The following is a 25933-nucleotide window of genomic DNA, read 5'->3' as shown; positions in this document are numbered from 1 at the left end:
TCATTTAAAGAAATAAAATGAACAAAAATCCGCTATCTCAGACAGACATTAAAATTCTCGCGGCCCTGCAACAGGACGCACGCATCACTAACCAAACCCTGGCCGATGAGCTGGGCATGTCCGCGTCGCCCTGCTGGCGAAAAGTACGGAAACTGGAAGACGACGACGTTATCCAGGGGTATCGGGCCGTGCTGGACCGACGCAAAATCGGGCTGGGGGTGATGGTGTTTATCCGCGTAAGCATCGACAGCCACAGCGAGGCGGAGGCGAGAAAATTTGAACGAGAAGTCATCGAATTAGAAGACGTGGTGGCTTGCTACAGTATTGGGGGAGATGCCGACTTTCTTCTGCAGGTCGTCGCCGGCGATTTGGATACCTATGCCGATTTTTCCATGTCGGTGATCCGCCGTCTTCCTGGCATCAAAGAGATGCAGAGCATGTTTGTGCTCAAGGAAATCAAACCCTTTGTGGCGTTCCCGATCAAGAAATAAAGCGGCGCGACGGCAGGAAAGTGCAGCATCTGATAAACCGCCAACCTATTTTGGTGATAAAGTTTTCTGCGTATAAACTGTAAGTTATCGTTCTTCATGGTAGAGACTTTCACATAAGGTAATGAGATGAAAACAAAAACGATTGCGGCTGTTTTTCCCTTAGCGCTGTTATTGAGTGCCTGTACCACCGTCGATCCGGCATTCAAGGATATCGGCACCCGTACCGGCGGTTGTGTGGAAGGCGGCCCGGATACGGTCGCACAGAAATTTTACGATCTGCGCCTGCAACAAGGCCCTGCGGCTTCCCTGCCGGACAGCAACCGTCTGGCACAGTTGCAGCCCTACCTGAGTAAGGTGCTGTACCAGGATCTGGTCGCCGCCAACCAAAACCCGGGCAAGCATCGGGTAACCGGCGATCTGTTCTCCGGCAATGCCCAGGGGGCGACCAGCGCCACCGTCGCCAGCGCGTCTACCATTCCTAATACCGATGCGAAAAATATCCCGCTGCGCGTTCAATTGAGCCACCAGAAGGACGGCGGCAGTGCGGTCAACTGGCAAGATGAGGTGCTGATGGTGCGTGAAGGCACCTGTTGGGTCGTGGATGATATCCGCTACCTGAACGTACCGCCGCACGCCGCCAGCGGCACATTGCGCCAGGTGCTGGAAAACCAGTAAGCCCCCCGCCACCGGCGCTCTTCGGCGTCGGTGGCCAAATACCTTGACTGCGCTCAAAGTTCGCTCAACTTAAGAAATTTCGCTACATACCTCACAGCATGCACGACAAATCCCCCCTTCGAACCTGAGTCGCGGTATCTTGTGCTATTCTTTTACTATTCTGCCGCGCAGTAATAAATTTTAACGCACAAAGATTGCATAAGTATTCTGTGGAAGTTAACATTCGCGGCATCAATATCTATTCAATTCTGGCGCATGAGCATTCAACTTAACGGTATCAACTGCTATTACGGCGCACATCAGGCGCTGTTTGACATCACGCTGGATTGCCCAGCAGGGGAAACTTTGGTGCTGCTTGGTCCAAGCGGCGCCGGGAAAAGCTCATTGCTGCGGGTGTTGAACCTGCTGGAAATGCCGCGTTCGGGCCAATTGCAGATCGCCGGCAACCAATTCGATTTCAAACAGGCTCCGGGCGAAAAAGCCATTCGCGAACTGCGTCAGAACGTTGGCATGGTGTTCCAGCAATACAACCTCTGGCCACACCTCACCGTGGTGCAGAACCTGATCGAGGCACCATGTCGCGTGTTGTGCCTGTCCAAGGCGCAAGCGATGGAGCGCGCGGACAAACTGCTGAAGCGTTTGCGCCTGACCGACTTTGCCGATCGTTTCCCGTTGCACCTTTCCGGCGGCCAGCAACAGCGCGTGGCGATTGCCCGAGCGTTGATGATGGAGCCACAGGTACTGCTGTTCGATGAACCGACCGCCGCGCTGGATCCTGAAATTACCGCCCAGATCGTCAGCATCATTCGCGAATTGGCCGGCACCGGGATCACTCAGGTGATTGTGACCCACGAAGTGGAAGTGGCGCGCAAGACCGCCAGCCGCGTGGTGTACATGGAAAACGGTCGCGTGGTGGAACAGGGCGACGCCAGTCATTTTGCACAGCCGCAGACCACCGAGTTTGCTAATTACTTATCACACTAATAATTTTACTTGCTGTAATTTGGGGAGTTTGCGATGAAAAAACTAATAATCGCCGCCGTTCTGGCCGGCATCAGCGTTTCCGCCTCTGCAGCCGAAACGATCCGTTTCGCTACCGAAGCCTCATATCCTCCATTTGAATTTATTGACGCCGGCAACAAGATCCAGGGTTTTGACGTCGATCTGGCCAATGCGCTGTGTAAAGAGATCCAGGCCGACTGCACCTTCACCAATCAGGCCTTCGACAGCCTGATCCCAAGCCTGAAGTTCAAGCGCTTCGACGCGGTCATGGCCGGTATGGACATCACGCCTGAGCGTGAAAAACAGGTGCTGTTCACCAAGCCGTATTACGACAACTCCGCCCTGTTTGTCGCGCAGAAAGGCAAAGTGGCCGACGTTGCTGCGCTGAAAGGCAAAAAAGTGGGCGTGCAAAATGGCACCACCCATCAAAAATACCTGACCGACAAACACCCGGAAATCACGACCGTACCTTATGACAGCTATCAGAATGCCATTCTGGATCTGAAAAATGGCCGCGTTGACGCGGTATTCGGTGACACAGCGGTGGTCAACGAATGGCTGAAACAAAACGCTGCGCTGGCGGCGGTAGGCGATAAAGTGACGGACAAAGATTACTTCGGCACCGGTCTGGGTATTGCCGTGCGTCAGAAAAATACCGAGTTGCAGGGCAAGTTCAATGCGGCTTTGGACAAAATCAAGCAGGATGGGACTTACGAAACCATCTACAAAAAATGGTTCCAGCAGTAATCAACCCCGATGAATGAAATTCAACCTCTAGCAAGCGCCGCCGGGATGACCGTCGGCCTTGCCGTTTGCGCCCTTATCCTCGGGCTGATCCTGGCGATGCTGTTTGCCGTCTGGGAATCGTCACGCTGGAAAGTGGTCAGTTGGCTCGGTACTGCCTGGGTCACGCTGCTGCGCGGCCTGCCGGAAATTCTGGTGGTGCTGTTTATCTATTTCGGTTCGTCGCAGCTGCTGTTGATGCTGTCCGACGGCTTCACCCTGAATTTCGGCCTGTTCCAACTGCCCATTCAACTGGCGATCGATAACTTCGAAGTCAGCCCGTTCCTGTGCGGCGTGATCGCGCTCGCCCTGCTCTATTCGGCTTATGCATCGCAGACGCTGCGCGGGGCATTGAAGGCCGTACCGCAGGGCCAATGGGAATCCGGACAGGCGCTCGGGATGAGTACGGCAGCCATTTTCTTTCGCCTGATCATGCCGCAGATGTGGCGCCATGCGCTGCCCGGCCTCGGCAACCAGTGGCTGGTATTGCTGAAAGATACCGCGCTGGTGTCGTTGATCAGCGTTAACGATCTGATGTTGCAAACCAAGAGCATCGCCACCCGCACCCAGGAGCCTTTTACCTGGTACGTCATTGCGGCGGCTATCTATCTGGTCGTCACCCTGTTCAGCCAGTACGCTATCAAACGCATCGAACTGCGTACCACGCGTTTTGAGCGGGGGCCTGTCTGATGCTTGAGTTCTTGCCGGAAATTATCAAAGGGCTGCACACCAGCCTGACGCTGACCATCACCGCGCTGATTGTGGCGCTGGTGTTGTCGCTGCTGCTGACGGTGATCCTGACGCTGAAAACGCCGATCCTGACGCCGCTCGTGAAGATCTATATCACGCTGTTCACCGGCACTCCGCTGCTGGTGCAGATATTCCTGATCTACTATGGCCCCGGCCAGTTCCCGGCGATCCGTGAGTATCCGTGGTTATGGAACCTGCTGTCGCAGCCGTGGCTGTGCGCGATGATCGCGCTGGCGCTGAACAGCGCGGCCTACACCACCCAACTGTTTTACGGTGCGGTGCGGGCGATCCCGGCCGGTCAATGGCAATCCTGCGAAGCGCTGGGCATGTCACGCTCACAGTCGCTGCGCATTCTGCTGCCTTTCGCCTTCAAGCGCGCGCTGTCGTCCTACTCCAACGAAGTGGTGCTGGTGTTCAAAAGCACCTCGCTGGCTTATACCATTACCTTGATGGAAGTGATGGGCTACAGCCAACTGATGTATGGACGCACCTACGACGTGATGGTATTTGGCGCCGCCGGGCTGGTGTATCTGTGCGTCAACGGCCTGCTGACGTTGCTGATGCGTATCGTCGAGCGGCGTGCGCTGGCGTTCGAACGCCGCAACTGAGTGATCGGCCAGTCAGTCTAAAAGCCCTGCCTTCGCGCAGGGCTTTTTATTTCCGCTGTAATTTTTTAATCATTTATATTGCATATCAATTCATTAAATGGCAGGGTAAACGCCAGCGACCACCGCGAGAACCTTTGGGTTATTGTCAGTAAAATCAAGCGGTGGCGAGATAAAAACACGCAGACTTGCAGACAGGAGCTTTAAGCATGAAAAAACTATTACTTGCCGCGACGGTACTGGCCGGGATCGCCTTCAACGCCGGCGCTGCCGACACCATTCGCTTCGCCGCTTCCGCCACCTATCCACCGTTCGAATCACTGGATGCCAGCAATAAAATCGTTGGTTTTGATATCGATCTGGCTAATGCGCTGTGCAAACAAATGAAAGCGGAATGCACCTTCACCAACCAGGCGTTCGACAGCCTGATCGCCGCGCTGAAATTCAAAAAATACGATGCGGTGATCTCAGGTATGGATATCACGCCGGAGCGCAGCAAGCAGGTCGCCTTCACCCAGCCGTATTACGCCAACTCGGCGATTGTGATCGCCGAGAAAGGGAAATTCAGCTCACTGGCCGATCTGAAAGGCAAAAAGGTGGGTATGGAGAACGGCACCACTCACCAGAAATACATGCAAGACAAGCACCCGGAGATTAACACCGTCTCTTACGACAGCTACCAAAATGCCATTCTCGAGCTGAAAAATGGCCGTATCGACGGCGTATTCGGCGATACCGCCGTGGTGAACGAATGGCTGAAGAACAACCCTCAACTGGCGCCGGTAGGCGAGCACGTCACCGACGCGCAGTACTTCGGCACCGGTCTGGGCATTGCGGTGCGTCCAGACAACAAGGCGTTGCTGGCCAAGCTGAACGCCGCGCTGGACGCCATCAAAGCCGACGGGACTTACAAGGCCATCAACGACAAGTGGTTCCCGCAGTAAGACGACCAGGGCATGGAATACCCTGCCCTGCTTTGTTGCTTTTCAACAATTGCCTTTGGTGTTAAATTTGATACTAAATTTGATACTAAAGGCAATACCATGATCGTTCAACCTATCCTCGCGAATTCAGCCGTCAGCATCAGTGATTTTAAAAAATCGCCTAACACTGCGCTCAAAGAAGCCAACGGGCAACCTGTGGCAGTACTTACCAATGGAAAAATCTCCGGCTATTACGTCTCTCCGGAAACGTGGGAAGCAATCTCTGAATACCTGGAAGATATCGAACTCGCAAAAACAGCCCGCTCACGGATGAGCGGCAAGCGTATTAAGGTCAATCTGGATGACTTATAGCCTTGAATTCGAAGAACATGCACTAAAGGAATTTAAGAAACTGGCCCCGGTACTTCGGGATCAATTCAAGAAAAAACTGGCAACAGTGTTAGAAAATCCCTGTATTCCCGCCAATAGACTCTCTGGCCTACCGGATTGCTATAAAATAAAACTTAAGGCTTCCGGTTACCGTCTGGTCTATCGTGTCATCGACGAGGAGATTGTGGTGCTGGTGCTTTCGATAGGTAAGCGTGAGCGTTCAGAGGCCTATACGGCTGCCAAAAAATGCCTTTAATGGCGCACCAGCAGCGTCAGCACTTCGTAATGGGCGGTATGCGGGAACATATCGAACAGCTGCACACGCTCGATGCGATAATCCGGCAGCCCTTCAATGTCTTTCGCCATGCTCTCGGCATTACAGCTTGAATACAGAATGTAGCCTGGCGCCATCTGGTTCAGGTAGTCGCACAGCGCCTGGCCGATACCGCGCCGTGGCGGATTGACCAGCACCAACTGCGGCACGCTGCCTTCAGCGGTGGCAAAACGCGTGGAGTCCAGCGCCTGGAAACTGACGTGCTGCAACCCCAACGTTTCCGCCGACTGGCGTGCGCAAGCGATGGCTTCGGCGCTGATTTCAATGCCGGTGAGCCGGGTTTCCGGCTGCGCGCAGTGCAGGCCAAACCCACCCACGCCGCAGAACAGATCCCACATGCTGTCGATACCCAGCGCCCTAACCCAGTCGCGCGCGGTAGCGTACAATTTGGCCGCCACCTGGGGGTTGGTCTGGAAGAAGCTTTGCGGGCGGATATACAGCGGCACCTGATTAAACTGCTCCTCCAGCGCCTGCTGCTCGGTCAGCGGGATCTCGCGCTCCCCTTCCATAATCGCCATATGTACCGGCTGAATATTGGCGGAAATCACCCTGAGCTGCGGTAATTGTTGCTGCAGCCACGGCAACGCGGCGCGAAGTTGCGCCAGTTTGCTATCCGAACGCAGTACAAAGCGCAGCATTACGCCGCCGCTGTGGGTGCTTTCGGTCAACAACAGGTACTTCAATTCGCCACGTTTGCGCGCCACGTTATACGGCGTCAGGCCGGCGCGGGCGATAAAGCTTTTCAACACCACGAACATGGGTTCAAAGCTGGCGGGATACAACGGGCAAGCACTCAGATCGACCGGAGTGCCGTCGCGATGCAGCATGCCGAGCAGCGGGCGCTCTACGCTGCCGCTGACCACCATTTTGGCTTTATTGCGAAAAGTGCTCTGCTCGCCGGTAAGCGGTTCCAGCCACTGGGCGACATCACGCCCGGCCAGCAGCGATTGCAGGTGATGCTGTTTGTCCGTCAGTTGCTGCGGATAAGGTTTTTCCAGCCACTGACAGGAACGGCAGGTTCCTGCCGTATACAAAGCGCAATGCATAAAGATGACCCTGTAAGTTCGGGGTGAATAATTAAGGGCGCAGAGTTTAGCACTCTGCGCCCTTAAAGTCTTAATCGCGGGCGGCAAAATACCGGCGGCTGGTGACGGGAACAAACAGTAACGCCAGGATAACCGCGTCGGGAATTTTTTGCAGGATCAGGACATGCAGGATCTGGCTGCTGGTTTCCCCTTCAACGGTAAAAACCTCCGGCAGAAAGCTGCCGATAGTCGCCAACAGCAAATAGCCGACCACCAGACACTGGCAAATCACGTAGCCCCAGCGCCCCCAATTGCGGCCGCGCATCACCGCAAAACCGCAGCTGATTTGCAGGCACAGCAACAGCAGGCCGGCCAGAAAGATAAACGTGGAATCCCAGGCCTGGGCGCTGGTACTGACAAACTCCTGAGTGCCGTCGACACCCAGTTCCCCCAACAGCAACAGCACGCTGATGCATTTGATAGCCACCATTGCCGTCCCGGCCACCATCACCGGTACTGGCGCATCTGAAGTCGATCTCATTCCCTGCCTGCTGTTCAGCATGTCTGACATATCCGTGTATACAACCAAACGCCGCCTATTCAGGCGGCATATATAAAGTCAGGTAATCAATTGCAATACCAATAATTGCAAAAATAGCAGGTTTGAACCGAATCAGCTACGGGCGGCCTTTTGTAATTCGCGCGATCGCTGTTTTTCCGAGCGCGCCATAAACCACCAGGCAATCAAACCGATAATCCCCACCACCAGCAGAATCAAACTCGCCAGGGCGTTGATTTCCGGATTTACCCCCATGCGCACGCTGGAGAACACCAGCATCGGCAAGGTAGTCGCGCCCGGCCCGGCAACGAAGCTGGCGATAACCAGATCATCCAACGACAGAGTGAACGCCAGCATCCAGCCGGCAACCAGCGCCGGGGCAATCATCGGCAGCGTGATCACGAAGAACACTTTTAGCGGCGTCGCGCCCAGATCCATCGCCGCCTCTTCGATTGAGCGGTCCAGCTCACGCAGGCGCGAACTGATCACCACCGAGACATAGGCGGTACAGAAGGTGACGTGCGCCAACCAGATGGTGAACATCCCGCGCTCCGACGGCCAGCCAAACGCGTGCCCCATCGCCACAAACAGCAGCAGCAGCGACAGGCCGGTGATCACGTCCGGCATGACCAGCGGCGCAGTCAGCATAAAGGCAAACCCCGTTGACCCGCGGAAACGGCCGAAACGCACCATCACCACGGCGGCAATCGCCCCCAGCACCACTGCGGCGGTCGCCGCAGCGGCCGCTATCGTCAGGCTCAGCCCAACGGCGCTGATCATCGCCGAATCATGGAACAGCTCTGAATACCAGCGCGTCGACCAACCGGCCCATACCGTCACCAGCTTGGAGCTGTTGAACGAGTAAATGACCAGCATCAGCATCGGCGCATACAGGAAGGTGAAACCTATCACCAGAATGGCGATACGCCACGGTGAACGCACTACCGGCAAGTTGTTCATCCCTGCCCCCCCATTTCCTTGTTCTGGTGCTTGTGGAACCAGAGAATCGGTACGATCAACAACAGCAGCATGACGGTGGCAACCGCCGAGGCCACCGGCCAGTCGCGATTATTGAAGAACTCCTGCCACAGCACGCGGCCGATCATGATACTGTCCGGCCCGCCCAGCAGTTCCGGGATCACAAACTCGCCCACCGCCGGGATAAATACCAGCATCGAACCGGCGATGATACCGCCGCGCGTCAGCGGCACTATCACGCTAAAGAAGGTTTTCAACGGTTTGGCGCCCAGATCCAGCGAAGCCTCAACCAGCGAGTAATCCAGCCGGGTCAGTGCGGTATAAATGGGCAATACCATAAACGGCAGGTAGGAATACACCACGCCGATATACACCGCCAGATTGGTGTGCAGGATCACCAACGGATGATCGATAACCCCCAACCACAGCAGAAAGTTGTTGAGGATACCGTTGTTTTTCAGGATCCCCATCCAGGCGTAAACGCGGATCAGGAACGAGGTCCACGACGGCAGGATCACCAGCAGCAGCAAGATGTTGCGGGTTGAAGATTTGCTGTGCGCCACCGCCCAGGCCAACGGGTAACCGATGATCAGGCAGCAAATCGTCGATACCGCCGCCACCTGCAACGATTGCAGATAGGCATCCAGATACAGCGGGTCGTCGGTCAATTGCAGGTAGTTGGCAAAGTTGAGCGCGATATCCAGCTTGCCTTCCGCCCAGCTCAGCAGATCGGTGTATGGCGGAACGGCCAACGCCAGCTCCGACAGGCTGATCTTGAACACAATCAAGAACGGCAGCAGGAACAGCAGCATCAGCCACAGCAGCGGCACCGCAATCACCAGCTTGCGGCCATGGGCCATTTGCAGGCGCTGGAAAAACGCTTTGAGCGGGCCGGGACCGTTAGCCGGCGGTTCCGACGGCGTGCGTTCAGAAAGCATTGTCATAACAAGTACTCCTCACCTTCTCAACTACACCGTCAACACTACGCAGCTGTCGGCTTCCCAACACAGGCGCACTTCATCGCCCCAGGTCGGCATCCCTTTGCGGAAACGGTGGCCGTTCTGCAACTGGGCGCTGAGCATCTGGCCGCTGAGCAGCTTCACGTGGTAGATCGACAAATCGCCGAGGTAAGCGATATGCACCACTTCCCCCACCGCAAAGTTGCAGCCGTCCTGCGGCACCTCTTCGCACAGCATGATTTTTTCCGGCCGCAGCGCAACCTGGATCGGCACGCCGTCCACCACCGACGAATCCGGATCCACTTTTATCGCATGACGCAAGCCGGGGCTTTGCAGGATCAGCGCATCCTCATGACGTTCCTGCAGCACGCAGTCAAAGACGTTGACCGAGCCGATAAATTCGGCGCTGAAGCGGCTGTTCGGATGCTCGTAGATCTCTTCCGGCTCACCGATTTGCACAAACTTGCCGCGGTTCATGATGGCGATGCGCCCCGCCATGGTCATCGCTTCTTCCTGATCGTGGGTGACCATTACGCAGGTCACGCCTACGCGCTCAAGAATGTCCGTCACTTCAAGCTGCATGCGGTCACGCAGTTTTTTATCCAGCGCGCCCATAGGTTCATCCAGCAGCAACAGTTTCGGCCGCTTGGCCAGGCTACGCGCCAGCGCCACACGCTGACGCTGGCCACCGGACAACTGATGCGGCTTGCGTTTGGCGAACTCTTGCATGTGCACCAGCGACAGCATTTCCGCCACCCGTTCGGCGATTTCCGCACGCGGCATCTTGTCCTGCTTCAGGCCGAAAGCGATATTCTGCTCAACCGTCATGTGCGGGAACAACGCATAAGACTGGAACATCATATTGATTGGCCGCTGGTAAGGCGGCACATGCGACATGTCCTGCCCGTCGAGCATAATCTGCCCTTCCGTTGGCTGTTCAAAGCCGGCCAGCATGCGCAACAACGTAGACTTGCCGCAGCCGGATGGACCCAGCAGCGCAAAGATTTCGCCCTTGTAGATGGTCAGACTGACGTCTTCGACCGCGTTTTGGCCGTCAAAGGTTTTAGTGAGGTTACGGATTTCCAGCAGAGGGGTGAAAACCTTCTGCGACTTGGCTTGAGGACGAGGAATGACGTCGTTCAATCGGGGTGCTCTCCGGTGTAAAGCAGTGCAAAAAACCACGGCGATTGCCATGGCCCAAAATGGCAACGCAGGCGGGGAGCCCCCGCCTGCTGGTCAGAACACGACTGAAAACCGGGCTCAGGAAACTGAGCCCTTCCGTATTACTTCCCGCTTTTAACTTTAGTCCAGGCACGGGTAATGACACGGTCCAGCTTCGGCGATTGCACGTTCAGCGTGAACAGCTTGGCGCTCAGATCGGCCGGTGGATACACGTTCGGGTTGTTGCGAATGTCAGCGTTCACCAGCGGCGTGGAATCCTTCACCGCGTTGGCGTAATACACGAAGTTGCTGATGCCCGCCATCACGTCCGGCTTGAGCAGGAAGTTCAGGAACTGGTAGGCAGCGTCCTTGTTTTTGGCATCCGCCGGCATGGCGAACATGTCAAAATAGGTCAGCGCCCCTTCTTTCGGAATGGTGTAAGCCACGTTCACGCCATTCTTCGCTTCTTTGGCGCGGTTAGCCGCCTGCATCACGTCACCGGACCAGCCGATCGCCACGCAGATATCGCCGTTCGCCAGATCGTTGATGTACTGGGAAGAGTGGAAGTAACGGATGTTCGGCCGCAGTTTGAGCAGCAGATCGTTCGCAGCGCCGGTGTAATCCGCCGCGTTGGTGCTGTTGGGATCTTTGCCCAGGTAATGCAACACGGTCGCATAGACTTCGCTAGGCGCATCCAGGAAGGAAACGCCACAGCTCTTCAGCTTTTCAAGGTTTTCCGGTTTGAGGATCAGATCCCAACTGTCGACCGGCGCGTCTTTGCCCAGAACCGCTTTCACCTTGTCGACGTTGTAGCCGATGCCGGTGGTCACCATCAGGTAAGGAATGCCGTACTTGTTGTCCTTGTCGTTATGCGCCACCAGTTTCAGCATATCGGGATCAAGGTTTTTGTAATTCGGCATTTTGCTCTTGTCGAGCGGCTCAAAGATACCGGCCTTCGACTGGCGCTCAAGGAAGTTGGACGAAGGCACCACCAGGTCATAACCGGTGCTGCCCGCCATCAATTTGCCTTCCAGCACTTCGTTGGAGTCAAAGACGTCGTACACCACTTTGATGCCGGTTTCTTTCTGGAATTTAGCTAAGGTGTCCGGCGCAATATAGTCGGACCAGTTATAGACGTGCAGCGTTTTTTCATCGGCTGACGCGGTGACGGACGCGGCCATCAGCAAGCCGGCAACAACACCCGATAACCACTTTTTACGTTGGGTGACCATCCGTAACTTCCTCCAAAACAGGGGTGAATCATAGAATTGAACTTGTATCCCGAAATGATACAAAACCTTTCCTGATCGAGCGCAATCGTTGCAACCGCGAATTGAATGGCTATGCATTTGATTGCATACGCCTTTTTCAGCTGTCCAGCTCGCGTGGTTACAAGGGGAATCGCAAGCCCTTAGCAGAATCAGCAGCATAACCGGTGTTGCAGGAACGCACCAGCCTTCAGGGCCAAAAACGCCTTTTATCGATTTTTTATGCAGTTTCTCTCTATGTGATACGCCATTAATGGCATAAACGGCGAGAAATATCTGGCAACAGAGGGTAAAACGCAGAATATATTATTGCGGAAGGAAATAAGGGCAGCATGCCGCCGGAGGTGCGGCATGCATCATCTACAGCGGAGATCAATGCAGCATTGGCTGGCGGTCAGCGGCAGCCGGGTTCTCTTCTTCGTCACCCATAAACAGCAGATCGTTCGCCCGCGCCTCGAGGATCACCATCGAGATCTGTTCTTCGCCCTGCTGCATAAAGTGGGTGAACTGCTCCAGCGTCACGCCCACGGCGATGCTCAGCGACTGACAGACGATCAGTTTCGGCAGGTTGTCGTCCTGGATATCGACAAACGCCTTGATGGTCAGCGAACTGGCGTTGATCTGGCTGAGATCGGCCACCAGCGGGATCAGCGCGGTCGGCTTCACCTCGGCCAACGCGGAGAACAAGATCACGTTGTCTACCAGATCGATCTTGGCGTCGAACACGCCGTCGAAGTTTTGCATGTGCGGCAGGTGCAGCGCCTGGCAGGAATCGCACTCAAAGAATGAAATGCCCGATTGATCCAGCCAACGTCGCAACAACGCCAAATCAGGGACTATGAGTGAATCCATATTACCAGCCTCACAATATTCAAAACGCGAAAAAGGCGCATAGCTTACGGAATATTGCCCCAATACGCCACGATCAAAGCCGCTTAATTCGCTGATAGGATAAATATGGGCGAGAAAGGGCCGCAGTACCAGCCGCAAAGCCGCGAATCTTTACCGCCGGGCATTCAGCCGCCCGATTTCAGGCGAAACCCCGGCCGGGCGCGCTGTTCAATGTATTCGATCATCATGCCGGCGATATCCAGCCCGGTGGTTTTCTCCACCCCTTCCAGCCCCGGAGAGGCGTTGACTTCCATCACCAGCGGGCCACGGGCCGCACGCAGGATATCCACCCCGGCGACGTCCAACCCCAGCGTAGTCGCGGCCTTCACCGCAATAGCCCGCTCTTTGGCGGTAATGCTCACTTTGCGGGCGGTACCGCCGCGGTGCAGATTGGAACGGAACTCCCCGGCCTTGGCCTGCCGCTCGATAGCGGCCACGACCTTGCCACCCACCACCAGACAGCGCACGTCCCTGCCCTGCGCCTCGCGAATGAACTCCTGCACCAGAATATGGGCATTGAGGCCGCGGAAGGCGTCAATCACGCTCTCCGCCGCCTGGCGCGTTTCCGCCAATACCACGCCGATGCCCTGAGTGCCTTCGACCAGTTTGACCACCAGCGGCGCACCGCCGACCAGTTCGATCAGATCGCCGGTATCGTCAGGCGAATGGGCGAAACCGGTGATCGGCAGGTCTATTCCCTGCCTCGCCAGCAATTGCAGCGAACGCAGCTTGTCGCGCGCCCGGGTGATCGCCACCGACTCATTCAGGGGATAGCTGCCCAGCAGCTCAAACTGCCGCAGCACTGCAGTGCCGTAAAAAGTGATGGCGGAGCCGATACGCGGGATCACCGCATCATAACGGTCCAACTGACGGCCGCGATAATGGATAGTCGGCGCGGCGGGGTTGATGTTCATATAACAGGAGAGCGGATCGATAATATCAATACTGTGCCCGCGCTGCTCCGCCGCTTCCAACAGACGTTTGCACGAATATAGCGTTCCATCGCGCGAAAGAATGGCAATTTTCACTCGTCACCCCAAAAAGCAATTACCTGCCAGGCAGGCGTCTTATCGGCGGCCGGCGCTCAGGCGCGCGGCTCACGGTCATTTTTATCGTCCGACGCATTTTTCGGAGCGGGGTTGTGCCGATCGTTTTCCGGCGGCAGACCGCCACGCATCAACGGGCCAAAGCCCTGTGCCACACGCCAGACCAAAAACGCCGCCGCCGGCACCATCAACGCCACACCGAGAAAGATCATCGCCACCGCCGCCTGCTGTGAAGCCAGCCAACCCGGCAGGTGGACATGATCGTGAATACTCAGATAGGCCAGCACCAACAGCACCATACCCAGGCCTTCCAATACCAGCACCGGGCGCGGTAAGTCACCGAACGAACGCATATTTTTTTCTCCAGAGGCACTGTCCCCAGTGTAGTGAATTCCCTACGACGGCGACAGCCCCGGCGGCTTAATCGGTTACATGAATCAGATTAACAGGTAATTCCTGCTTTTTTTTCACCGGGCCAACGGGCATAGTAACCGACATTAACGCAGGTAATGCGCAGACCAAGGCTTTTTCGGCTGACAGAATGTCGTTGCAGTAGCGATTAACTAATTGAATATCAACTAAGGAGTGATGCATGTTTGCAGTAATCTTCGGGCGCCCAGGCTGTCCTTATTGTGTCCGTGCGAAAGAGTTGGCGGAAAAATTGACTGAAGACCGTGACGATTTCAACTTCCGTTACATTGATATCCACGCTGAAGGCATCACCAAGGCCGATCTGGAAAAAACCGTCGGCAAGCCGGTAGAAACCGTACCGCAGATCTTCCTTGATGAAAAACACGTTGGCGGCTTCACCGATTTCGAAGCCTACGCCAAAGAAAACCTGAATCTGTTCCAGTAACCCTCAGGTTATTCAGCAAAAAGGCGCTTAGAGCGCCTTTTTTATTGCCGTTCGCGGCGGTGGCCTGGCTGAAACGCCTGCAACAGGCTGCGCGCAAACAGCGCCAGCATGGCGCCGAATACGCACCAAAACACCGCGCTGGTGGCATAGGCCAGTTCCTGCCAGAACGAATAAAACGGCGTCAGCCAAAAATGGCGGATCGTCAGGCACAGCGGCAGCGCATACAGCGCGCCCAACAACGGGCAGAGGATCCGCTTTTTGCTCGACAAATAGCTGGCGATCATGCCGGGTATCACAAACAGCAGCAGGCCGGTTTCACCGTGATGCTCGTGATCCGTGCTGCCGAACGCCCCGCTCTGTTGGCCGAGAAACACCAGGCTGAACAGCAGAGAACAGCTTAAAATGCCCACCCAATACCGATAATTCGCCATGCGGAGACTCCCCTTTAGCGTCGTCACTACCCCGTAGAAATCAGCCGTGTCACGAAACAGGTGACGCCTTGCCATACACGGCAACGCTGAGCTGAACTTTTTCCTTGGTCTAAAGAGAGTTAAATGCGTTCGGCAGCGCAGGAACTCAGCTTAATGCTGGCTGTCGCGCGCCATAGCGACTAGAATATACGCCGCCGATCGATGGTTCGGATCGCCTTCCGCTGGTTAGTTATTTATGACGTCATTTTCCGACTGAATTTATATCTTATAGTCATCTATATCAAGCACTTACTGGTAAACAATAAGTTATCCTCCGTGAACATAAACGTCGCTAGTTTGTTAAACGGTAACTACATCCTGTTACTGTTTGTGGTACTCGCACTGGGGCTGTGCCTCGGTAAAGTTCGTCTGGGCTCCGTTCAACTCGGTAATTCCATTGGCGTTTTGGTGGTTTCGCTGCTGCTGGGCCAACAACATTTCGCCATTAACACCGAAGCGCTGAATCTCGGCTTTATGCTGTTTATTTTCTGCGTCGGCGTGGAAGCCGGGCCAAACTTTTTCTCAATTTTTTTCCGCGACGGCAAAAATTACCTGATGCTGGCGTTGGTGATGGTCGGCTCCGCAATGGTGATCGCTATCGGTCTTGGCAAGTTGTTCCATTGGGACATCGGGCTAACCGCCGGCATGCTGGCCGGATCGATGACCTCGACCCCGGTGCTGGTGGGTGCTGGCGATACGCTACGCAACACCATCGTCAACGGCCCGGCGCTGCTGGCGGCGCAGGACCATCTGAGCCTCGGCTATGCCCTGACCTACCTGATTGGCCTGGTGAGCCTGATCTTCGGCGCGCGCTACCTGCCCAAGCTGCAACATCAGGATCTCTCCACCTCCGCCCAGCAGATCGCCCGCGAGCGCGGTCTGGATACCGACAGCCAGCGCAAGGTTTACCTGCCGGTCATTCGCGCCTACCGCGTTGGCCAGGAGCTGGTGGCCTGGGCCGATGGCAAAAACCTGCGTGAGCTGGGCATCTATCGCCAGACCGGTTGCTATATAGAACGCATCCGCCGCAACGGCATTCTGGCGAACCCGGACGGCGACGCGGTGCTGCAGGTGGGCGACGAGATTTCCCTGGTCGGCTACCCGGACGCCCACGCGCGGCTGGACCCCAGCTTCCGCAACGGTAAAGAAGTGTTCGACCGGGATCTGCTGGACATGCGCATCGTCACCGAAGAGATCGTGGTCAAGAACAGCAATGCGGTAAACAAGCGCCTGAGCCAGTTAAAGCTGACCGATCACGGCTGCTTCCTCAACCGGGTGATCCGCAGCCAGATTGAAATGCCCATTGACGACAGCATAGTGCTCAACAAAGGCGACGTGCTGCAGGTCAGCGGCGACGCGCGCCGGGTGAAAAGCGTGGCGGAGAAGATCGGCTTTATCTCTATCCACAGCCAGGTGACCGATCTGTTGGCCTTCTGCTCCTTCTTCATCATCGGGTTGATGATTGGCCAGATCACCATCCAGTTCAGCAATTTCTCGTTCGGCATCGGCAACGCCGCCGGCCTGCTGATGTCCGGCATCATGCTGGGCTTCCTGCGCGCCAACCACCCGACTTTCGGCTACATTCCGCAGGGTGCGTTGAACATGGTGAAAGAGTTTGGCCTGATGGTGTTTATGGCCGGCGTGGGCCTGAGCGCCGGTGCGGGCATCGGCCACAGTCTCGGCGCCGTCGGTGGCCAGATGCTGATCGCCGGGTTGATCGTCAGCCTGGTGCCGGTGGTGATCTGTTTCCTGTTTGGCGCCTATGTGTTGCGCATGAACCGCGCCCTGCTGTTCGGCGCGATTATGGGAGCACGTACCTGCGCGCCGGCAATGGAAATCATCAGCGATACTGCACGCAGTAACATCCCTGCACTGGGCTACGCCGGAACCTACGCCATAGCTAACGTGTTGTTAACCCTGGCAGGTTCGTTGATTGTGGTGTTGTGGCCGGGGATACTCGGCTAACCGATAAGCAGCAAAGATGTATCAGTGGCAAATATATTTTGAAATTTTTATCGCCGGCGAGAACTTTCCTTTCCGGGGGTAGTCTGAATTAGTGCCACTGCTTTTCTTTGATGTCCCCATTTTGTGGAGCCCGTTAGTCCCGCCTTTTTAGGTTCAAGACTATCGGGTTTTTTGTTGCCTATAGAAAATATCGTTATAAAACAATGCATTGAGAGAGAGCAATTCGCCAAGTGGCGACAGAATGGCGACAGCCATTTTGCGGGGCGCAAAAAAACCTGCTTTCGCAGGCTTCTTGTTAAATCCAAAGTGATCCCTGATTGCTCCTTGTTGGATGCGGTGGAGCAATATCAATTTTACCCGGTGATACAATCTGCCGTTGGATAGATTCCAGCGTCACGAAAGTACAGCTGCAATTGATATTTTGGCACTGGTGATAGCGTTCTTTGGTGTTCTCACTCAAGTAGCGGCTTGTGCGGGCATGGGCGGCAGTTCGGCAAAGCGGGCAATGCATCATATTGATATCCCCTTCTTAATCTCTCAATTGCCGCGATAATACCCTCCCCGATCGAGAACAAAACAACCTTTAAGTGAATTTACAAAAAATAATTCACATTACGAGACCTCATAGGTCACATCGGAAAGCAAAACCTCAAACTCTAACGCCGTGGTAAAGCCGCTATTGCTCAGGCTGTGCGTGGCTTTGCTTACTATCCAGTGTTGCGCGTCGATCACCTCTTTAAAACCGCTGACGCGTACCGGTGTTTCCGGTGTGATGTTAGCGCACCCCATAGCGAGCGACAGTGAGAACTCAGCCGCTCCGCGCTGAAGCTTTTCCCATTTCGCCTGTGCGGCCCGCATGGCGGCGGCCTTGGTGGCGTAAATCTTGGTGATAGCAAACACGTTATCTTCAGCCCCCACCAGATAGTCACCTTTCTTTTCTTCCACAGGCTTACCCGGTTTCTTGCTGGCAATCGGCTTGGCTTTAGGATGTTGCAACGCCCGTAAATGCTGCTCTTTCGGCTTACGCTGCAACTTCACTTTCTTTGGCTTCGGCTGCTTGGTATTGAGCCAGCTCGCCGTCACGCCGGTGTAAGCATCCCGATCGGCAATGCTGAAGCTGTGCTGATCGCCATCTTGTCGGGTGATGGTATACACCGGCAACGGCTTGCCGCTCACACTGGTGCCGTTGCCCGGCCGCATAAACAGCAGACTACCGTTCTTCACCACGGCCACCGCACCATTGAGCGAGGCAAGCCGGGTAATAAACGCCGCATCGGTTTCCTGCGTCTGGTCGATATGGCTGATTTTGATGGTTCCCAGACCGGCGGCCAGCGTGGCGTTGAGCTTATTGCGCGCCGCCACCTTCTGCACGATGTCGCTCAGGGAGGTATCATGATAGGACTCATCGCGCCGGGTATTCAACGAGCCGCGAAAATCGGCACTCCGGGCGCGGATGGTCAGCGTATCCGGCGCGCCTCTGTGCTCCACCTCATCCACAGTAAACAACCCCTTTGGCGTCAGTGGCGCACCTTTCCAGCCGAGTGACAACGCCAGCACCGCATTGCGTTGGGGCATCACCATCAGCCCATCGCTGTCGTCCAGCTCGATGTCGAGCTGGTCAGCCTCAAAGCCCCGGTTATCCGTCAGCGACAGGGAGATCAGACGCTTGCGGATGTTCCGCGTGATGTCTTTTTCCTGCAATGACAATGAAAAGTCCGGGGCAATCAATGCCCCGGCAGGCATGGCAACGCCAGTGATCATGATAAAAACCCTCCCATTGCCCCGGCGGCCTGTCCGGCCATCGCGCCCGCTTTATCGTATAGCTCTCCAGCTTGCTGCCGCAGATCGCCAAACATAGCAGACAAGGACTCATCCACCCGCTTTAAATTGAGTGTGAACTCGGTACGGCGCGGGCTGCCGTCGGCGAAAAAGTCCGAATGGCTTTCCGATATCGACTCGATCACAAACATGCCGTAAATCGTACCGCTGCCCTCAATCAGCGGCCACGCCCGCCCCTGCTCCGCCATCAGTTGCAACGTTAACAGCGAAAAGCGGCCGCCGGTGATCTCCGGCAGTAATACGCCGGACAGGGTAATAGTTTCATCATCCAGCCCCAAAAACTGCGCCGCCGGGCGCTGGCCCACACGCGCATTGCTCGGCCAGCGGTAATCTGCCGTGCGGTTCAGGGACTGATACGGCAGGGTTTGCAGCATAAAAACAAACAGCCCCAGCGTTAACATCATGTCGTTACCCCCCGTAATTCATGCGGCTACGTGCAGCAGCCGCTTGTCTGCGCTGCTCGGCAGCAAGCTGGCGAGACACTTCGCGGGCAATGGCCTGCGCGTCCTGTCCCGGCACTGCATGCACCTCAATGGTGATCGGCGCCGGGGTTATCTGCACGGGCGCCGCAGGGGGAACTGTCGCCATCACCGGGGTAGACAGTGACAGCATGGCCGCCGACAACGCCGCCGTTTTACGCCGCCCGATGATATTGGCCGGGCCGTTGACGATCTCCGGGCCACGCTCGCCCACAATGCCAAACTGCCCGGACGGGATATCACCGCCTTTGTCGAATGCCCCCGCATAACCCGGCCCCGGCGTCAGCTCAGGTGCGGGACGGCTGTAGGAAATCGCCGGGTTCACTTCGGTTTTACCACCAAACTTCATCCAGTCCGGCAGCATGTCGGTTAAGCCGCTAATCTTGTCTTTCAGGGCCTGCCAACGCTCGCTAATGCCCTCCATGATGCCGTTAATCATGTTCATCCCGGCTTCTTTAAACTTGCCGGGTAAGGTTTTAGCCGACCCTACAAGCTCATCCCACTGCCCGCCGAGCCACGTTTTCAGGTTTTGCCATGCCGCTTGTGTCGATTTCTTGACGTTTTCCCATGCCTCCGACGTCGCGGTGGAAATGCTGTTCCATGCGCTCAAAGTGGCGTTTTTGATCGTTTCCCATGCGGCCTGAAATTTAGGCCCTAACGTCTCCCAGTTCTGCCAGATGTACACGGCCGCCATGGCAATCAGGCTGATAACGGCCAAAATCGGGTTAGCCATCATGACGCGGCCCAGCCACATCACCGCCGTACCGACAAAGCGCAACCCTTTAACCAGCCCGGCAAACGACACGCGCCCGACGATTGACATCAATTTCAGCATGCCACCGCCCATCGTCAGCAGGGAGCGCCCCACCGCACCACCGGTAAACTTCATCACGCTGCCAAGCCCGCGTGCAGCGGTGGTTATGCCCTTAAACGAAAACGTGGCGGCAACCCGGCTCAGCTTAAACAGCCCTTTGGTCAGCCCCAGAGTCGGCCCCATCAACAGGCTAAACCCGGTGATCACCGGCCCGGCCAGAAAGCCCAAAATAGCCATGCCGCCGATCACTGCAGTCAAGCCCAGCGCCAGCTTAAACAGCGTGCCGGACAGCTCCGGGTTTTCCTTCGCCCATTGCCCGGCCACGCCGAGCCATTTGGTGGCACTTTGCGTGAGCTTACGCAACCCGGAATCCTGTTTATCAAAGACCTCAATTTGAATATCCTCAAAGGCCGAGGAGAGGTTTTTTAAATCGCCGTCGAGGTTATCCGTTTTCGTCTTGGCGATGTGTTCTGTCGCCCCCTTGGAATCCGTCACCGTCTGCTTTTTCGCGGCCAGCTTGCCGTTGCCTGCCGCAGCAATCAGCTTGATAGCGCCTTTCATCGCCTCTTCGCCGAAAATCACCTTCAGGTATTCCGCCTGCTGCGCGGTGCCGAGCTTGTTCTTTTTAAACGAGCTGTCGATTTTCTTCAGGATGTCTTCAATCGGCAGCATGTTGCCTTTGCTGTCTTTGGTTTTCACCCCCAGCTCTGACAACGCATCCTGCGCCTGCCCGACCGGCGCTTGCAGCCGGGTAAACATGGCGCTCGTCGCCGTCCCGGCCATACTGCCTTTGATGCCGTTATCTGCCAGCACGCCCAGTAACGCGGTGGTGTCTTCGATACTGGCCCCGGCCGCCTCGGCAATCGGAGCGACGTACTTCATCGCCTCGCCAAAATCCATCAGGTTGCTGTTTGAGCTGGTGAATCCCTTGGTCATCACATCCGCAACACGCTGGATCTCGTCTATCGGCATGTTAAACGCCGATTGCATGTTGGTAATGATGTCCGCCGCGTCGGCAATGTCCAAATCAGAAGCCAGCGCCAGATTAACGGTGGATTCCGTCGACTTCAGGATGGCATCACCGTTAAAGCCGGATTTCGCCAATACGGACTGCGTGCGGGCAACGTCCGTCGGGGAAAAGGCGGTGGTAGCCCCGATGTCCCGCGCCTGCTGACGGATAGCCGCCAGTTGCTTGTCGTTTTTCGCCAGCCCCAACGTGGCCTGCGTGTCTGACATCTGCTTATCGAACTGCACACCCGGAGCCATAAACCGGCTTTCGGCATACAGTCCGCCGGTAGCGACCCCCAGCCCGACGGCGCTTTGGTTGCGGACGGTTGCGCCCAGCGCTTTACCGGCCTGCGCCCGCTGCTGAATACGGCTCAGTGATTCCTGCTTTTTACTCAGCCGTTCCAGCTCAGCCCGCTGGCGGTTTAAAGCGGCGGTGGCCTCACCGGCGCTGGATTTTAACCGACGCTGCTCGGCGCTCAGGTACTTGGTGGCGATACCGTCAGCGTTGAGCGCATTACGCTGGCGTTGCATGGACTGGCGCAAGCCGTTGTATTTCGTCTGCAACTCAGCAGCGGCACGCGTTGACGCTGCCAGCAGCCGCGCCTGCTGCGCCGTGGGTTTTTCCGTCGCCTTAAACTGAACGGCCAGCGCGGCCGCTTCTTCTTTGGCTTTTTTCAGCGCCTGCCCGGTGACGGCAAGCTGGCCCTGAGCCTTGCGAAACCCCTCAATCCGGGCGGCCTGTGCGTCCAGCGTTTTGAGGGTGTGTTGGGTAGTCTTGATGTCACCGGCCAGCCGTTGACTGGCCTGTTGGATACTTTTAAGCGGGCGTGTGGCTTGGTCTACGGCCTTCAGCAAGACCTGAAGCTGCAGGCTTTTACTCATCGTGATTCACTCCGCTGCGTTGCAGGGCTTTATGACGCCAGTTCAACAGCTCGGTGAGCGTCATTCCGGCCATTTCTGAGGGCGGCCAGTGGAATATCACTGCGATGTCCGCCATCAGGTCATCAACGCCCAGCCGGGCGTCAATCGCTACTCCGCCAACTTCGGCGACAAAAAACCGACAACCTGCCCGGCCAGCGCCACCAAGTCCGGCAGATCTAAACGGGCGCATTCTTCTTTGGTCAGGTTGGGTACGGTCACGCGCGGCAGGATCACCAGCAGCGCGTCAACATCGGCATTGGCGACCGCAGCAAGACCGACGCCGCGCAAGGTGCCTGCCGTGGGTTTCATCACCTGCACCTCGGCAATGAGGGTTTCACCGCGCTTAATCGGGCTGTCGAGGGTAACGGTGTTTTCTTTGGCTTCGTTCATGGTGGTTTTCTCTCTCAGTCAGGGAAACGGCCAGCCCGGCGGGCTGGCGCGCAATTACAGGCCGATGGCCTTACGGTGCTCGGCCAGCCGGTCAACGCCGTCGACTTTCTCGACCATGTTCACGGTATCGACTTCGATCAGCTCTTTGCCGTCAACGGTCAGCTTGAAATAAGTGCAGTCGGTGGATACCTTGGTTTCGGTGTCCTCGCCTTGTTTGTACTCGCCGAAGTCGATTTCCTTATGGCGACCACGCAAGACTACCTCCACGGCAGACACCTCGCCGGTGTCATCACGCTGGAAGGAACCGGCAAAGCGCAGCGGCACGGCATCGACTGCGCCCCATTGCTTAAGCACCAGCTCATCAATGCCGCCCATGCTCCATTCCAGCGCCAGCGCGTCATCGTCCAGCCCCATATCAATGGAGGCTGCACCGTTCATGCCGCCACCCCGGTATTTCTCCAGCTTGCGGGTGAGTTTTGGCAGCGTCAGCGAGGACACCACGCCCATATAATTGAAACCGTCGTTGAACAGGTTCAGGTATTTCAGTTTCTTAGGCAGAGCCATAAATCATCGTCTCCTTTAGCGATTCACGGATGCGGCGAACGTCGCCAGATAGCGATCGGTGATGCGCTGGCGCAGGGTTAAATCTTCCAGCGGCGGCACCGGCGTGTAGTCGTAATCAATAAACAGCTTGCCTGCCTTCAGGGTGTCCTTGTCGTTGGCGGTTTCGTCATACCAGCAATCACCGTCGATAATCAGCCCGGCGGATTTCAGCTCGCGGAACTTGGCTTTGATGCCGTCGATCATGTCGCGGACAAGCGTCGGGGTGACCGGCCGGTCAATCGCCCACATGTGGGCCTCGGCCATGGTGTCGGCGATCACCTGCGCGGTGCGGGTGTAGTTCTCGAAGGCAAACAGCGGATCGTCCGAACAGGTGCGGGAACCCCAGAACTTAAAACCGTCTTTGCGGATAAGCGTCGTGACACACGCTTGGTTTAACAGGTCGGCATCAGTGCCGGGAGCCTGTAGGTCCCAGAACACGCTGGCGGTGATACCGGTTACGCCATTGACGCCGACGTTGGAAAGGGTTTTGTGCCAGCCGGTTTCCGTATCGATTTTGGCGCGCAGGCCCAGCGCCCGTGCAGTGGCGTAGGCAATGTCGCTTTTATTGGCGGCGGTATTCCAGCTCACAAAATCCGGCCAAATCAGCATCAGCTCACGCTGGCTAAAGTTGGCGCGGTACTTGATTGCTTCCGCCATCGTTTTACAGCCGTAAGCGCTGATATAGCCGAAGGCGCGCAGCTTTTGGCAGATACCGGCAAGTGCCGTTGCCACTTCCAAATTGTCATAGCCCGGTACGCCAAGAATACGCGGTTTCACGCCTAACTCGGCCTGCGCTGAGAGCAGCGCTTTCATGCCGGTATAGCGGCCTTCTGCGTTAGCGCCGCCGATAATATTTGTGGTGGTTTCCTTGGCGTCTTTGCCTTCGGCGACGCGCACAACAACAGTGACCGGTTTTGACTGGTCGGCAATCGCCAGCAGCGACGCCGCCAGCGTGCCTTTTTTACCGGCCTTGCCGGAAGCGGCCAGCACGTCGGTGATCAACACCGGGACGTTAAGCGGGAAGGTTGCCGCGTCGGCGTCCTCCGCCGTGCAGACCATGCCGACGATGGCCGTCGATACGGTGGAAATAACGCGGGTGCCGTCGTTGATTTCGACAACACGCACGCCGTGATGATAGTCAGCCATAGATAAACTCCTGTTGTGGTCGATGTGTAGAGAATGATATTTTTATAATTATTTTTCACTTCGATTCCGTTAGTTAATCAATCAAACAACACTTATCGAAGGCGACTTTTATAACAATAATGGAGTCAATAAATGCAAGAGCTAACCGATGCGGTAAAGAAAACATTGGTAGATAGAATTAACACCCCTCTTTTTGGGTTTATTATATTATCGTGGATTTCATTTAACTGGTCAGATATCGCAACATTATTACTTAGTAAGAAAGACATACAAGAACGAATAGAAATTATTAATTCGTCATCAGCCCTATTAGGTCACTCATTATTATACCCTTTACTTGCAGGTTATTTATTAAGCGTCACATTCCCATATGCTCAGTGGACAGTATCTTATCTTCAACGAATAGCTCAACAACTATTAAACTCAAACAATGAACGAAGAGAACAACAAGAGTATAATTTCACAAAAAAATTAGCAAAACTAAGAGCAGAAGCAGAAGGCGCATTGGAGCTTGAAAAAATAGAAATAAAGTCAATAATAGCGGACAAAGAAACTGCCATTGCTGAGAAAAGATTAAATATCTCAGATCTAAATGACAAATTCTCCGAAACACAGAAAGAGATAATAAAGTCAGAAGCGGAGCTAACCAGATTAAAAAATGAAGTAGGGAGTTTAGAGAAACAAGTTGAACAATTTAACCAAGAAACCATAGCAGATAATTATTACAATAACCTCGACTGGGATATCAATGGTATCGACGCTCATAAAAAATACCTAAGAAATGTTAACCTTCTACTTGAAGAGGTTAAAGAAATCCTTCAAAAAGATATAACTCAAGAAAATAGAATAAAAGCAATCGAGATCATTATCGATATACAACGAGGAAATAGCATAAGAGGTTGATCGTTTTCACCGATCAATAACAGCGTATTGATCTACGCAATCAATTGGACGGTATTCGAGCTGACGGGTTAAGGTCATCAGACAAGACGCGGCAACATCAGGGAAAGCCGCAAACACAAAGCCCGCATCGTTGAGTTGCGGGCTTTTTTCTTATGCGTCGGGGGCTGACGGCCAGTTAATCGCCGGGGCGGCTGAAACATCCAGACGGTTAAGCATAACCCGATACCTTTTCCAGCCTTCCAGTCGGGCTTTTTCGGCATCGCTCACCATATCCAAATCAACCGCATCCTGCAGCGGTGCGATCATCTTGGCGGCTTCAGCAATACGGGCGCGCTGCTCTACCCGGGCTTGTTCTTGATGTTCTTCCGGTGTGTAAATCCGCTTGTCGATTTGCTTCCCATCAAACACCCAATCACCCGAAATATTCGCCCGGCGATTTGCGGTAGTGTCGGCTACTTCGGCAACATTCAACCCTCCAGGCCACAACGTAGAAACATCCTTATTGGCCGCGATACTGCGAATAATGCCTTTTTCGTCATAAGCGATCTTTATTGTGTCAGCCGAAAAACTCTGCTGGCTGCTATACCATTCCACGCCATCTTCGGAAAAAAGAAATAACGCATTATGCTGATTACTTAATTTAAGCTGCTCCGGTGTTTTTGGTGAGCCAATTTTAAAGCCTTTAATATTCATCATGAT

General features: G+C 55.3%; 31 protein-coding genes. 12 read left to right on the top strand and 19 right to left on the bottom strand.

The features are described 5' to 3' along the window. Positions 1–17: 17 nt before the first annotated feature. The 9 genes from ACTJJ1_RS02170 to ACTJJ1_RS02130 all read left to right on the top strand — a co-directional run bounded on the left by ACTJJ1_RS02170 (position 18) and on the right by ACTJJ1_RS02130 (position 5875). Complete coding sequence (locus ACTJJ1_RS02170) at positions 18–491, top strand: Lrp/AsnC family transcriptional regulator (protein WP_004942540.1); 474 nt, start codon at positions 18–20, stop codon at positions 489–491. Positions 492–617: 126 nt separating this feature from the next. Beyond that, positions 618–1166, top strand: a complete 549-nt coding sequence (locus ACTJJ1_RS02165; RefSeq protein ID WP_020438783.1) for a lipoprotein — start codon at positions 618–620, stop codon at positions 1164–1166. A 255-nt stretch (positions 1167–1421) separates the two neighbouring features. Further along, positions 1422–2150: an arginine ABC transporter ATP-binding protein ArtP gene (artP, locus tag ACTJJ1_RS02160; protein ID WP_004942535.1), complete on the top strand. Its 729-nt coding sequence runs from the start codon at positions 1422–1424 to the stop codon at positions 2148–2150. A 33-nt stretch (positions 2151–2183) separates the two neighbouring features. Next, the gene (gene artJ, locus ACTJJ1_RS02155) at positions 2184–2915 is read left to right on the top strand and encodes an arginine ABC transporter substrate-binding protein (RefSeq protein WP_004942530.1); all 732 of its coding nucleotides are present in this window, start codon (positions 2184–2186) and stop codon (positions 2913–2915) included. Between the two features lie 9 nt (positions 2916–2924). Beyond that, positions 2925–3641 carry an arginine ABC transporter permease ArtQ gene (gene artQ, locus ACTJJ1_RS02150; protein ID WP_004942529.1) on the top strand — a complete coding sequence of 239 codons (717 nt, stop codon included), beginning with the start codon at positions 2925–2927 and terminating at the stop codon, positions 3639–3641. Further along, on the top strand, positions 3641–4309 hold the full coding sequence (artM, locus tag ACTJJ1_RS02145) for an arginine ABC transporter permease ArtM (RefSeq protein ID WP_004942528.1): 669 nt from the start codon (positions 3641–3643) through the stop codon (positions 4307–4309). The genes artQ and artM overlap by 1 nt, the downstream gene beginning before the upstream one ends. Positions 4310–4515: 206 nt before the next feature. Next, the gene (gene artJ / locus ACTJJ1_RS02140) at positions 4516–5250 is read left to right on the top strand and encodes an arginine ABC transporter substrate-binding protein (RefSeq protein WP_004942526.1); all 735 of its coding nucleotides are present in this window, start codon (positions 4516–4518) and stop codon (positions 5248–5250) included. 99 nt (positions 5251–5349) lie between these two features. After that, positions 5350–5601, top strand: a complete 252-nt coding sequence (locus tag ACTJJ1_RS02135; RefSeq protein WP_041416850.1) for a type II toxin-antitoxin system Phd/YefM family antitoxin — start codon at positions 5350–5352, stop codon at positions 5599–5601. Next, a complete protein-coding gene (locus ACTJJ1_RS02130) occupies positions 5591–5875 on the top strand; it encodes a type II toxin-antitoxin system RelE family toxin (protein WP_006320891.1) in 285 nt (94 codons plus the stop codon). Before ACTJJ1_RS02135 ends, ACTJJ1_RS02130 begins: the two co-directional genes overlap by 11 nt. On the opposite strand, the gene rlmC is transcribed toward ACTJJ1_RS02130, so the two are convergent. From rlmC to ACTJJ1_RS02085, 9 genes are all read right to left on the bottom strand, one after another. Continuing rightward, positions 5872–6999: a 23S rRNA (uracil(747)-C(5))-methyltransferase RlmC gene (gene rlmC / locus ACTJJ1_RS02125; protein WP_440832222.1), complete on the bottom strand. Its 1128-nt coding sequence runs from the start codon at positions 6997–6999 to the stop codon at positions 5872–5874. The two genes, ACTJJ1_RS02130 and rlmC, sit on opposite strands and share 4 nt — an antisense overlap. 70 nt (positions 7000–7069) lie before the next feature. Further along, on the bottom strand, positions 7070–7549 hold the full coding sequence (locus ACTJJ1_RS02120; protein ID WP_004942523.1) for a YbjO family protein: 480 nt from the start codon (positions 7547–7549) through the stop codon (positions 7070–7072). A 102-nt stretch (positions 7550–7651) separates the two neighbouring features. Further along, a complete protein-coding gene (gene potI, locus ACTJJ1_RS02115) occupies positions 7652–8497 on the bottom strand; it encodes a putrescine ABC transporter permease PotI (RefSeq protein ID WP_004942522.1) in 846 nt (281 codons plus the stop codon). Then, positions 8494–9459, bottom strand: a complete 966-nt coding sequence (gene potH / locus ACTJJ1_RS02110; RefSeq protein WP_421416092.1) for a putrescine ABC transporter permease PotH — start codon at positions 9457–9459, stop codon at positions 8494–8496. Before potH ends, potI begins: the two co-directional genes overlap by 4 nt. Positions 9460–9483: 24 nt before the next feature. Continuing rightward, a complete protein-coding gene (gene potG / locus ACTJJ1_RS02105; protein ID WP_037432607.1) occupies positions 9484–10617 on the bottom strand; it encodes a putrescine ABC transporter ATP-binding subunit PotG in 1134 nt (377 codons plus the stop codon). Positions 10618–10757: 140 nt separating this feature from the next. Beyond that, positions 10758–11867: a spermidine/putrescine ABC transporter substrate-binding protein PotF gene (gene potF, locus ACTJJ1_RS02100; protein WP_004942519.1), complete on the bottom strand. Its 1110-nt coding sequence runs from the start codon at positions 11865–11867 to the stop codon at positions 10758–10760. A gap of 408 nt (positions 11868–12275) precedes the next feature. Next, a complete protein-coding gene (locus ACTJJ1_RS02095) occupies positions 12276–12755 on the bottom strand; it encodes a YbjN domain-containing protein (RefSeq protein WP_004942518.1) in 480 nt (159 codons plus the stop codon). 164 nt (positions 12756–12919) lie between these two features. After that, positions 12920–13822 carry a 30S ribosomal protein S6--L-glutamate ligase gene (rimK, locus tag ACTJJ1_RS02090; RefSeq protein WP_004942517.1) on the bottom strand — a complete coding sequence of 301 codons (903 nt, stop codon included), beginning with the start codon at positions 13820–13822 and terminating at the stop codon, positions 12920–12922. A gap of 56 nt (positions 13823–13878) precedes the next feature. Further along, the gene (locus tag ACTJJ1_RS02085) at positions 13879–14193 is read right to left on the bottom strand and encodes a YbjC family protein (RefSeq protein ID WP_440832218.1); all 315 of its coding nucleotides are present in this window, start codon (positions 14191–14193) and stop codon (positions 13879–13881) included. 239 nt (positions 14194–14432) lie between these two features. Here ACTJJ1_RS02085 and ACTJJ1_RS02080 point away from each other — a divergent pair, with 239 nt between their 5' ends. Beyond that, positions 14433–14696 (top strand): GrxA family glutaredoxin, encoded by a 264-nt coding sequence (locus tag ACTJJ1_RS02080; RefSeq protein WP_004942515.1) that lies wholly within the window; start codon positions 14433–14435, stop codon positions 14694–14696. 41 nt (positions 14697–14737) lie between these two features. On the opposite strand, the gene ACTJJ1_RS02075 is transcribed toward ACTJJ1_RS02080, so the two are convergent. Next, positions 14738–15127 carry an inner membrane protein YbjM gene (locus ACTJJ1_RS02075; RefSeq protein ID WP_004942514.1) on the bottom strand — a complete coding sequence of 130 codons (390 nt, stop codon included), beginning with the start codon at positions 15125–15127 and terminating at the stop codon, positions 14738–14740. 315 nt (positions 15128–15442) lie between these two features. On the opposite strand from ACTJJ1_RS02075, the gene ACTJJ1_RS02070 reads away from it, so the two are divergent. Then, positions 15443–17131: an aspartate:alanine antiporter gene (locus ACTJJ1_RS02070; RefSeq protein ID WP_006320902.1), complete on the top strand. Its 1689-nt coding sequence runs from the start codon at positions 15443–15445 to the stop codon at positions 17129–17131. 295 nt (positions 17132–17426) lie between these two features. Here ACTJJ1_RS02070 and ACTJJ1_RS02065 read toward each other — a convergent pair whose 3' ends face one another. The 8 genes from ACTJJ1_RS02065 to ACTJJ1_RS02030 all read right to left on the bottom strand — a co-directional run bounded on the left by ACTJJ1_RS02065 (position 17427) and on the right by ACTJJ1_RS02030 (position 24331). Then, positions 17427–17645, bottom strand: a complete 219-nt coding sequence (locus ACTJJ1_RS02065) for a DNA-binding transcriptional regulator (RefSeq protein ID WP_071531438.1) — start codon at positions 17643–17645, stop codon at positions 17427–17429. A gap of 98 nt (positions 17646–17743) precedes the next feature. Beyond that, entirely contained in the window at positions 17744–18892 is a 1149-nt protein-coding gene (locus ACTJJ1_RS02060) for a phage late control D family protein (RefSeq protein ID WP_440832215.1), read from the bottom strand. After that, on the bottom strand, positions 18889–19374 hold the full coding sequence (locus tag ACTJJ1_RS02055) for a phage tail protein (protein WP_064799384.1): 486 nt from the start codon (positions 19372–19374) through the stop codon (positions 18889–18891). The genes ACTJJ1_RS02060 and ACTJJ1_RS02055 overlap by 4 nt, the downstream gene beginning before the upstream one ends. Positions 19375–19378: 4 nt before the next feature. Next, a complete protein-coding gene (locus tag ACTJJ1_RS02050) occupies positions 19379–22153 on the bottom strand; it encodes a phage tail tape measure protein (RefSeq protein ID WP_440832213.1) in 2775 nt (924 codons plus the stop codon). Continuing rightward, positions 22146–22268, bottom strand: a complete 123-nt coding sequence (locus tag ACTJJ1_RS02045; RefSeq protein WP_026142543.1) for a GpE family phage tail protein — start codon at positions 22266–22268, stop codon at positions 22146–22148. The genes ACTJJ1_RS02050 and ACTJJ1_RS02045 overlap by 8 nt, the downstream gene beginning before the upstream one ends. Before the next feature lie 32 nt (positions 22269–22300). After that, positions 22301–22582, bottom strand: coding sequence for a phage tail assembly protein (locus tag ACTJJ1_RS02040; RefSeq protein ID WP_440832211.1), 282 nt, complete (start codon positions 22580–22582; stop codon positions 22301–22303). A gap of 54 nt (positions 22583–22636) precedes the next feature. After that, positions 22637–23146, bottom strand: a complete 510-nt coding sequence (locus tag ACTJJ1_RS02035) for a phage major tail tube protein (protein ID WP_440832209.1) — start codon at positions 23144–23146, stop codon at positions 22637–22639. Between the two features lie 15 nt (positions 23147–23161). Beyond that, entirely contained in the window at positions 23162–24331 is a 1170-nt protein-coding gene (locus ACTJJ1_RS02030) for a phage tail sheath protein (protein ID WP_440832207.1), read from the bottom strand. Positions 24332–24463: 132 nt separating this feature from the next. Between ACTJJ1_RS02030 and ACTJJ1_RS02025 the strand changes: the two genes are divergently transcribed. After that, positions 24464–25234, top strand: coding sequence for a hypothetical protein (locus tag ACTJJ1_RS02025; RefSeq protein ID WP_440832206.1), 771 nt, complete (start codon positions 24464–24466; stop codon positions 25232–25234). A gap of 150 nt (positions 25235–25384) precedes the next feature. Here the strand turns inward: ACTJJ1_RS02025 and ACTJJ1_RS02020 are convergent, their stop codons facing one another. Next, positions 25385–25930, bottom strand: coding sequence for a tail fiber assembly protein (locus ACTJJ1_RS02020; RefSeq protein WP_440832204.1), 546 nt, complete (start codon positions 25928–25930; stop codon positions 25385–25387). Between the last annotated feature and the right edge of the window lie 3 nt (positions 25931–25933).

The organism is Serratia sp. 22264, from assembly GCF_052045345.1.
GTDB classification, from domain to species: domain Bacteria; phylum Pseudomonadota; class Gammaproteobacteria; order Enterobacterales; family Enterobacteriaceae; genus Serratia; species Serratia plymuthica.
The sequence above is the reverse complement of the archived record's forward strand: the minus strand, read 5'-3'. Positions and strand labels throughout refer to the sequence as shown.

Coding starts and splice junctions, on each gene's coding strand:
- ACTJJ1_RS02170 (WP_004942540.1), top strand. CDS start 18: ATGAACAAAAATCCGCTATCTCAGACAGACATTAAAATTCTCGCGGCC.
- ACTJJ1_RS02035 (WP_440832209.1), bottom strand. CDS start 23,146: ATGGCTCTGCCTAAGAAACTGAAATACCTGAACCTGTTCAACGACGGT.
- ACTJJ1_RS02130 (WP_006320891.1), top strand. CDS start 5,591: ATGACTTATAGCCTTGAATTCGAAGAACATGCACTAAAGGAATTTAAG.
- ACTJJ1_RS02095 (WP_004942518.1), bottom strand. CDS start 12,755: ATGGATTCACTCATAGTCCCTGATTTGGCGTTGTTGCGACGTTGGCTG.
- ACTJJ1_RS02020 (WP_440832204.1), bottom strand. CDS start 25,930: ATGATGAATATTAAAGGCTTTAAAATTGGCTCACCAAAAACACCGGAG.
- ACTJJ1_RS02040 (WP_440832211.1), bottom strand. CDS start 22,582: ATGAACGAAGCCAAAGAAAACACCGTTACCCTCGACAGCCCGATTAAG.
- ACTJJ1_RS02120 (WP_004942523.1), bottom strand. CDS start 7,549: ATGTCAGACATGCTGAACAGCAGGCAGGGAATGAGATCGACTTCAGAT.
- potF (WP_004942519.1), bottom strand. CDS start 11,867: ATGGTCACCCAACGTAAAAAGTGGTTATCGGGTGTTGTTGCCGGCTTG.
- ACTJJ1_RS02060 (WP_440832215.1), bottom strand. CDS start 18,892: ATGATCACTGGCGTTGCCATGCCTGCCGGGGCATTGATTGCCCCGGAC.
- ACTJJ1_RS02030 (WP_440832207.1), bottom strand. CDS start 24,331: ATGGCTGACTATCATCACGGCGTGCGTGTTGTCGAAATCAACGACGGC.
- ACTJJ1_RS02045 (WP_026142543.1), bottom strand. CDS start 22,268: ATGGCGGACATCGCAGTGATATTCCACTGGCCGCCCTCAGAAATGGCC.
- rlmC (WP_440832222.1), bottom strand. CDS start 6,999: ATGCATTGCGCTTTGTATACGGCAGGAACCTGCCGTTCCTGTCAGTGG.
- ACTJJ1_RS02055 (WP_064799384.1), bottom strand. CDS start 19,374: ATGATGTTAACGCTGGGGCTGTTTGTTTTTATGCTGCAAACCCTGCCG.
- ACTJJ1_RS02165 (WP_020438783.1), top strand. CDS start 618: ATGAAAACAAAAACGATTGCGGCTGTTTTTCCCTTAGCGCTGTTATTG.
- artJ (WP_004942526.1), top strand. CDS start 4,516: ATGAAAAAACTATTACTTGCCGCGACGGTACTGGCCGGGATCGCCTTC.
- potI (WP_004942522.1), bottom strand. CDS start 8,497: ATGAACAACTTGCCGGTAGTGCGTTCACCGTGGCGTATCGCCATTCTG.
- artP (WP_004942535.1), top strand. CDS start 1,422: ATGAGCATTCAACTTAACGGTATCAACTGCTATTACGGCGCACATCAG.
- ACTJJ1_RS02080 (WP_004942515.1), top strand. CDS start 14,433: ATGTTTGCAGTAATCTTCGGGCGCCCAGGCTGTCCTTATTGTGTCCGT.
- artJ (WP_004942530.1), top strand. CDS start 2,184: ATGAAAAAACTAATAATCGCCGCCGTTCTGGCCGGCATCAGCGTTTCC.
- ACTJJ1_RS02025 (WP_440832206.1), top strand. CDS start 24,464: ATGCAAGAGCTAACCGATGCGGTAAAGAAAACATTGGTAGATAGAATT.
- ACTJJ1_RS02135 (WP_041416850.1), top strand. CDS start 5,350: ATGATCGTTCAACCTATCCTCGCGAATTCAGCCGTCAGCATCAGTGAT.
- artQ (WP_004942529.1), top strand. CDS start 2,925: ATGAATGAAATTCAACCTCTAGCAAGCGCCGCCGGGATGACCGTCGGC.
- artM (WP_004942528.1), top strand. CDS start 3,641: ATGCTTGAGTTCTTGCCGGAAATTATCAAAGGGCTGCACACCAGCCTG.
- ACTJJ1_RS02075 (WP_004942514.1), bottom strand. CDS start 15,127: ATGGCGAATTATCGGTATTGGGTGGGCATTTTAAGCTGTTCTCTGCTG.
- ACTJJ1_RS02050 (WP_440832213.1), bottom strand. CDS start 22,153: ATGAGTAAAAGCCTGCAGCTTCAGGTCTTGCTGAAGGCCGTAGACCAA.
- potH (WP_421416092.1), bottom strand. CDS start 9,459: ATGACAATGCTTTCTGAACGCACGCCGTCGGAACCGCCGGCTAACGGT.
- ACTJJ1_RS02065 (WP_071531438.1), bottom strand. CDS start 17,645: ATGATGCATTGCCCGCTTTGCCGAACTGCCGCCCATGCCCGCACAAGC.
- ACTJJ1_RS02085 (WP_440832218.1), bottom strand. CDS start 14,193: ATGCGTTCGTTCGGTGACTTACCGCGCCCGGTGCTGGTATTGGAAGGC.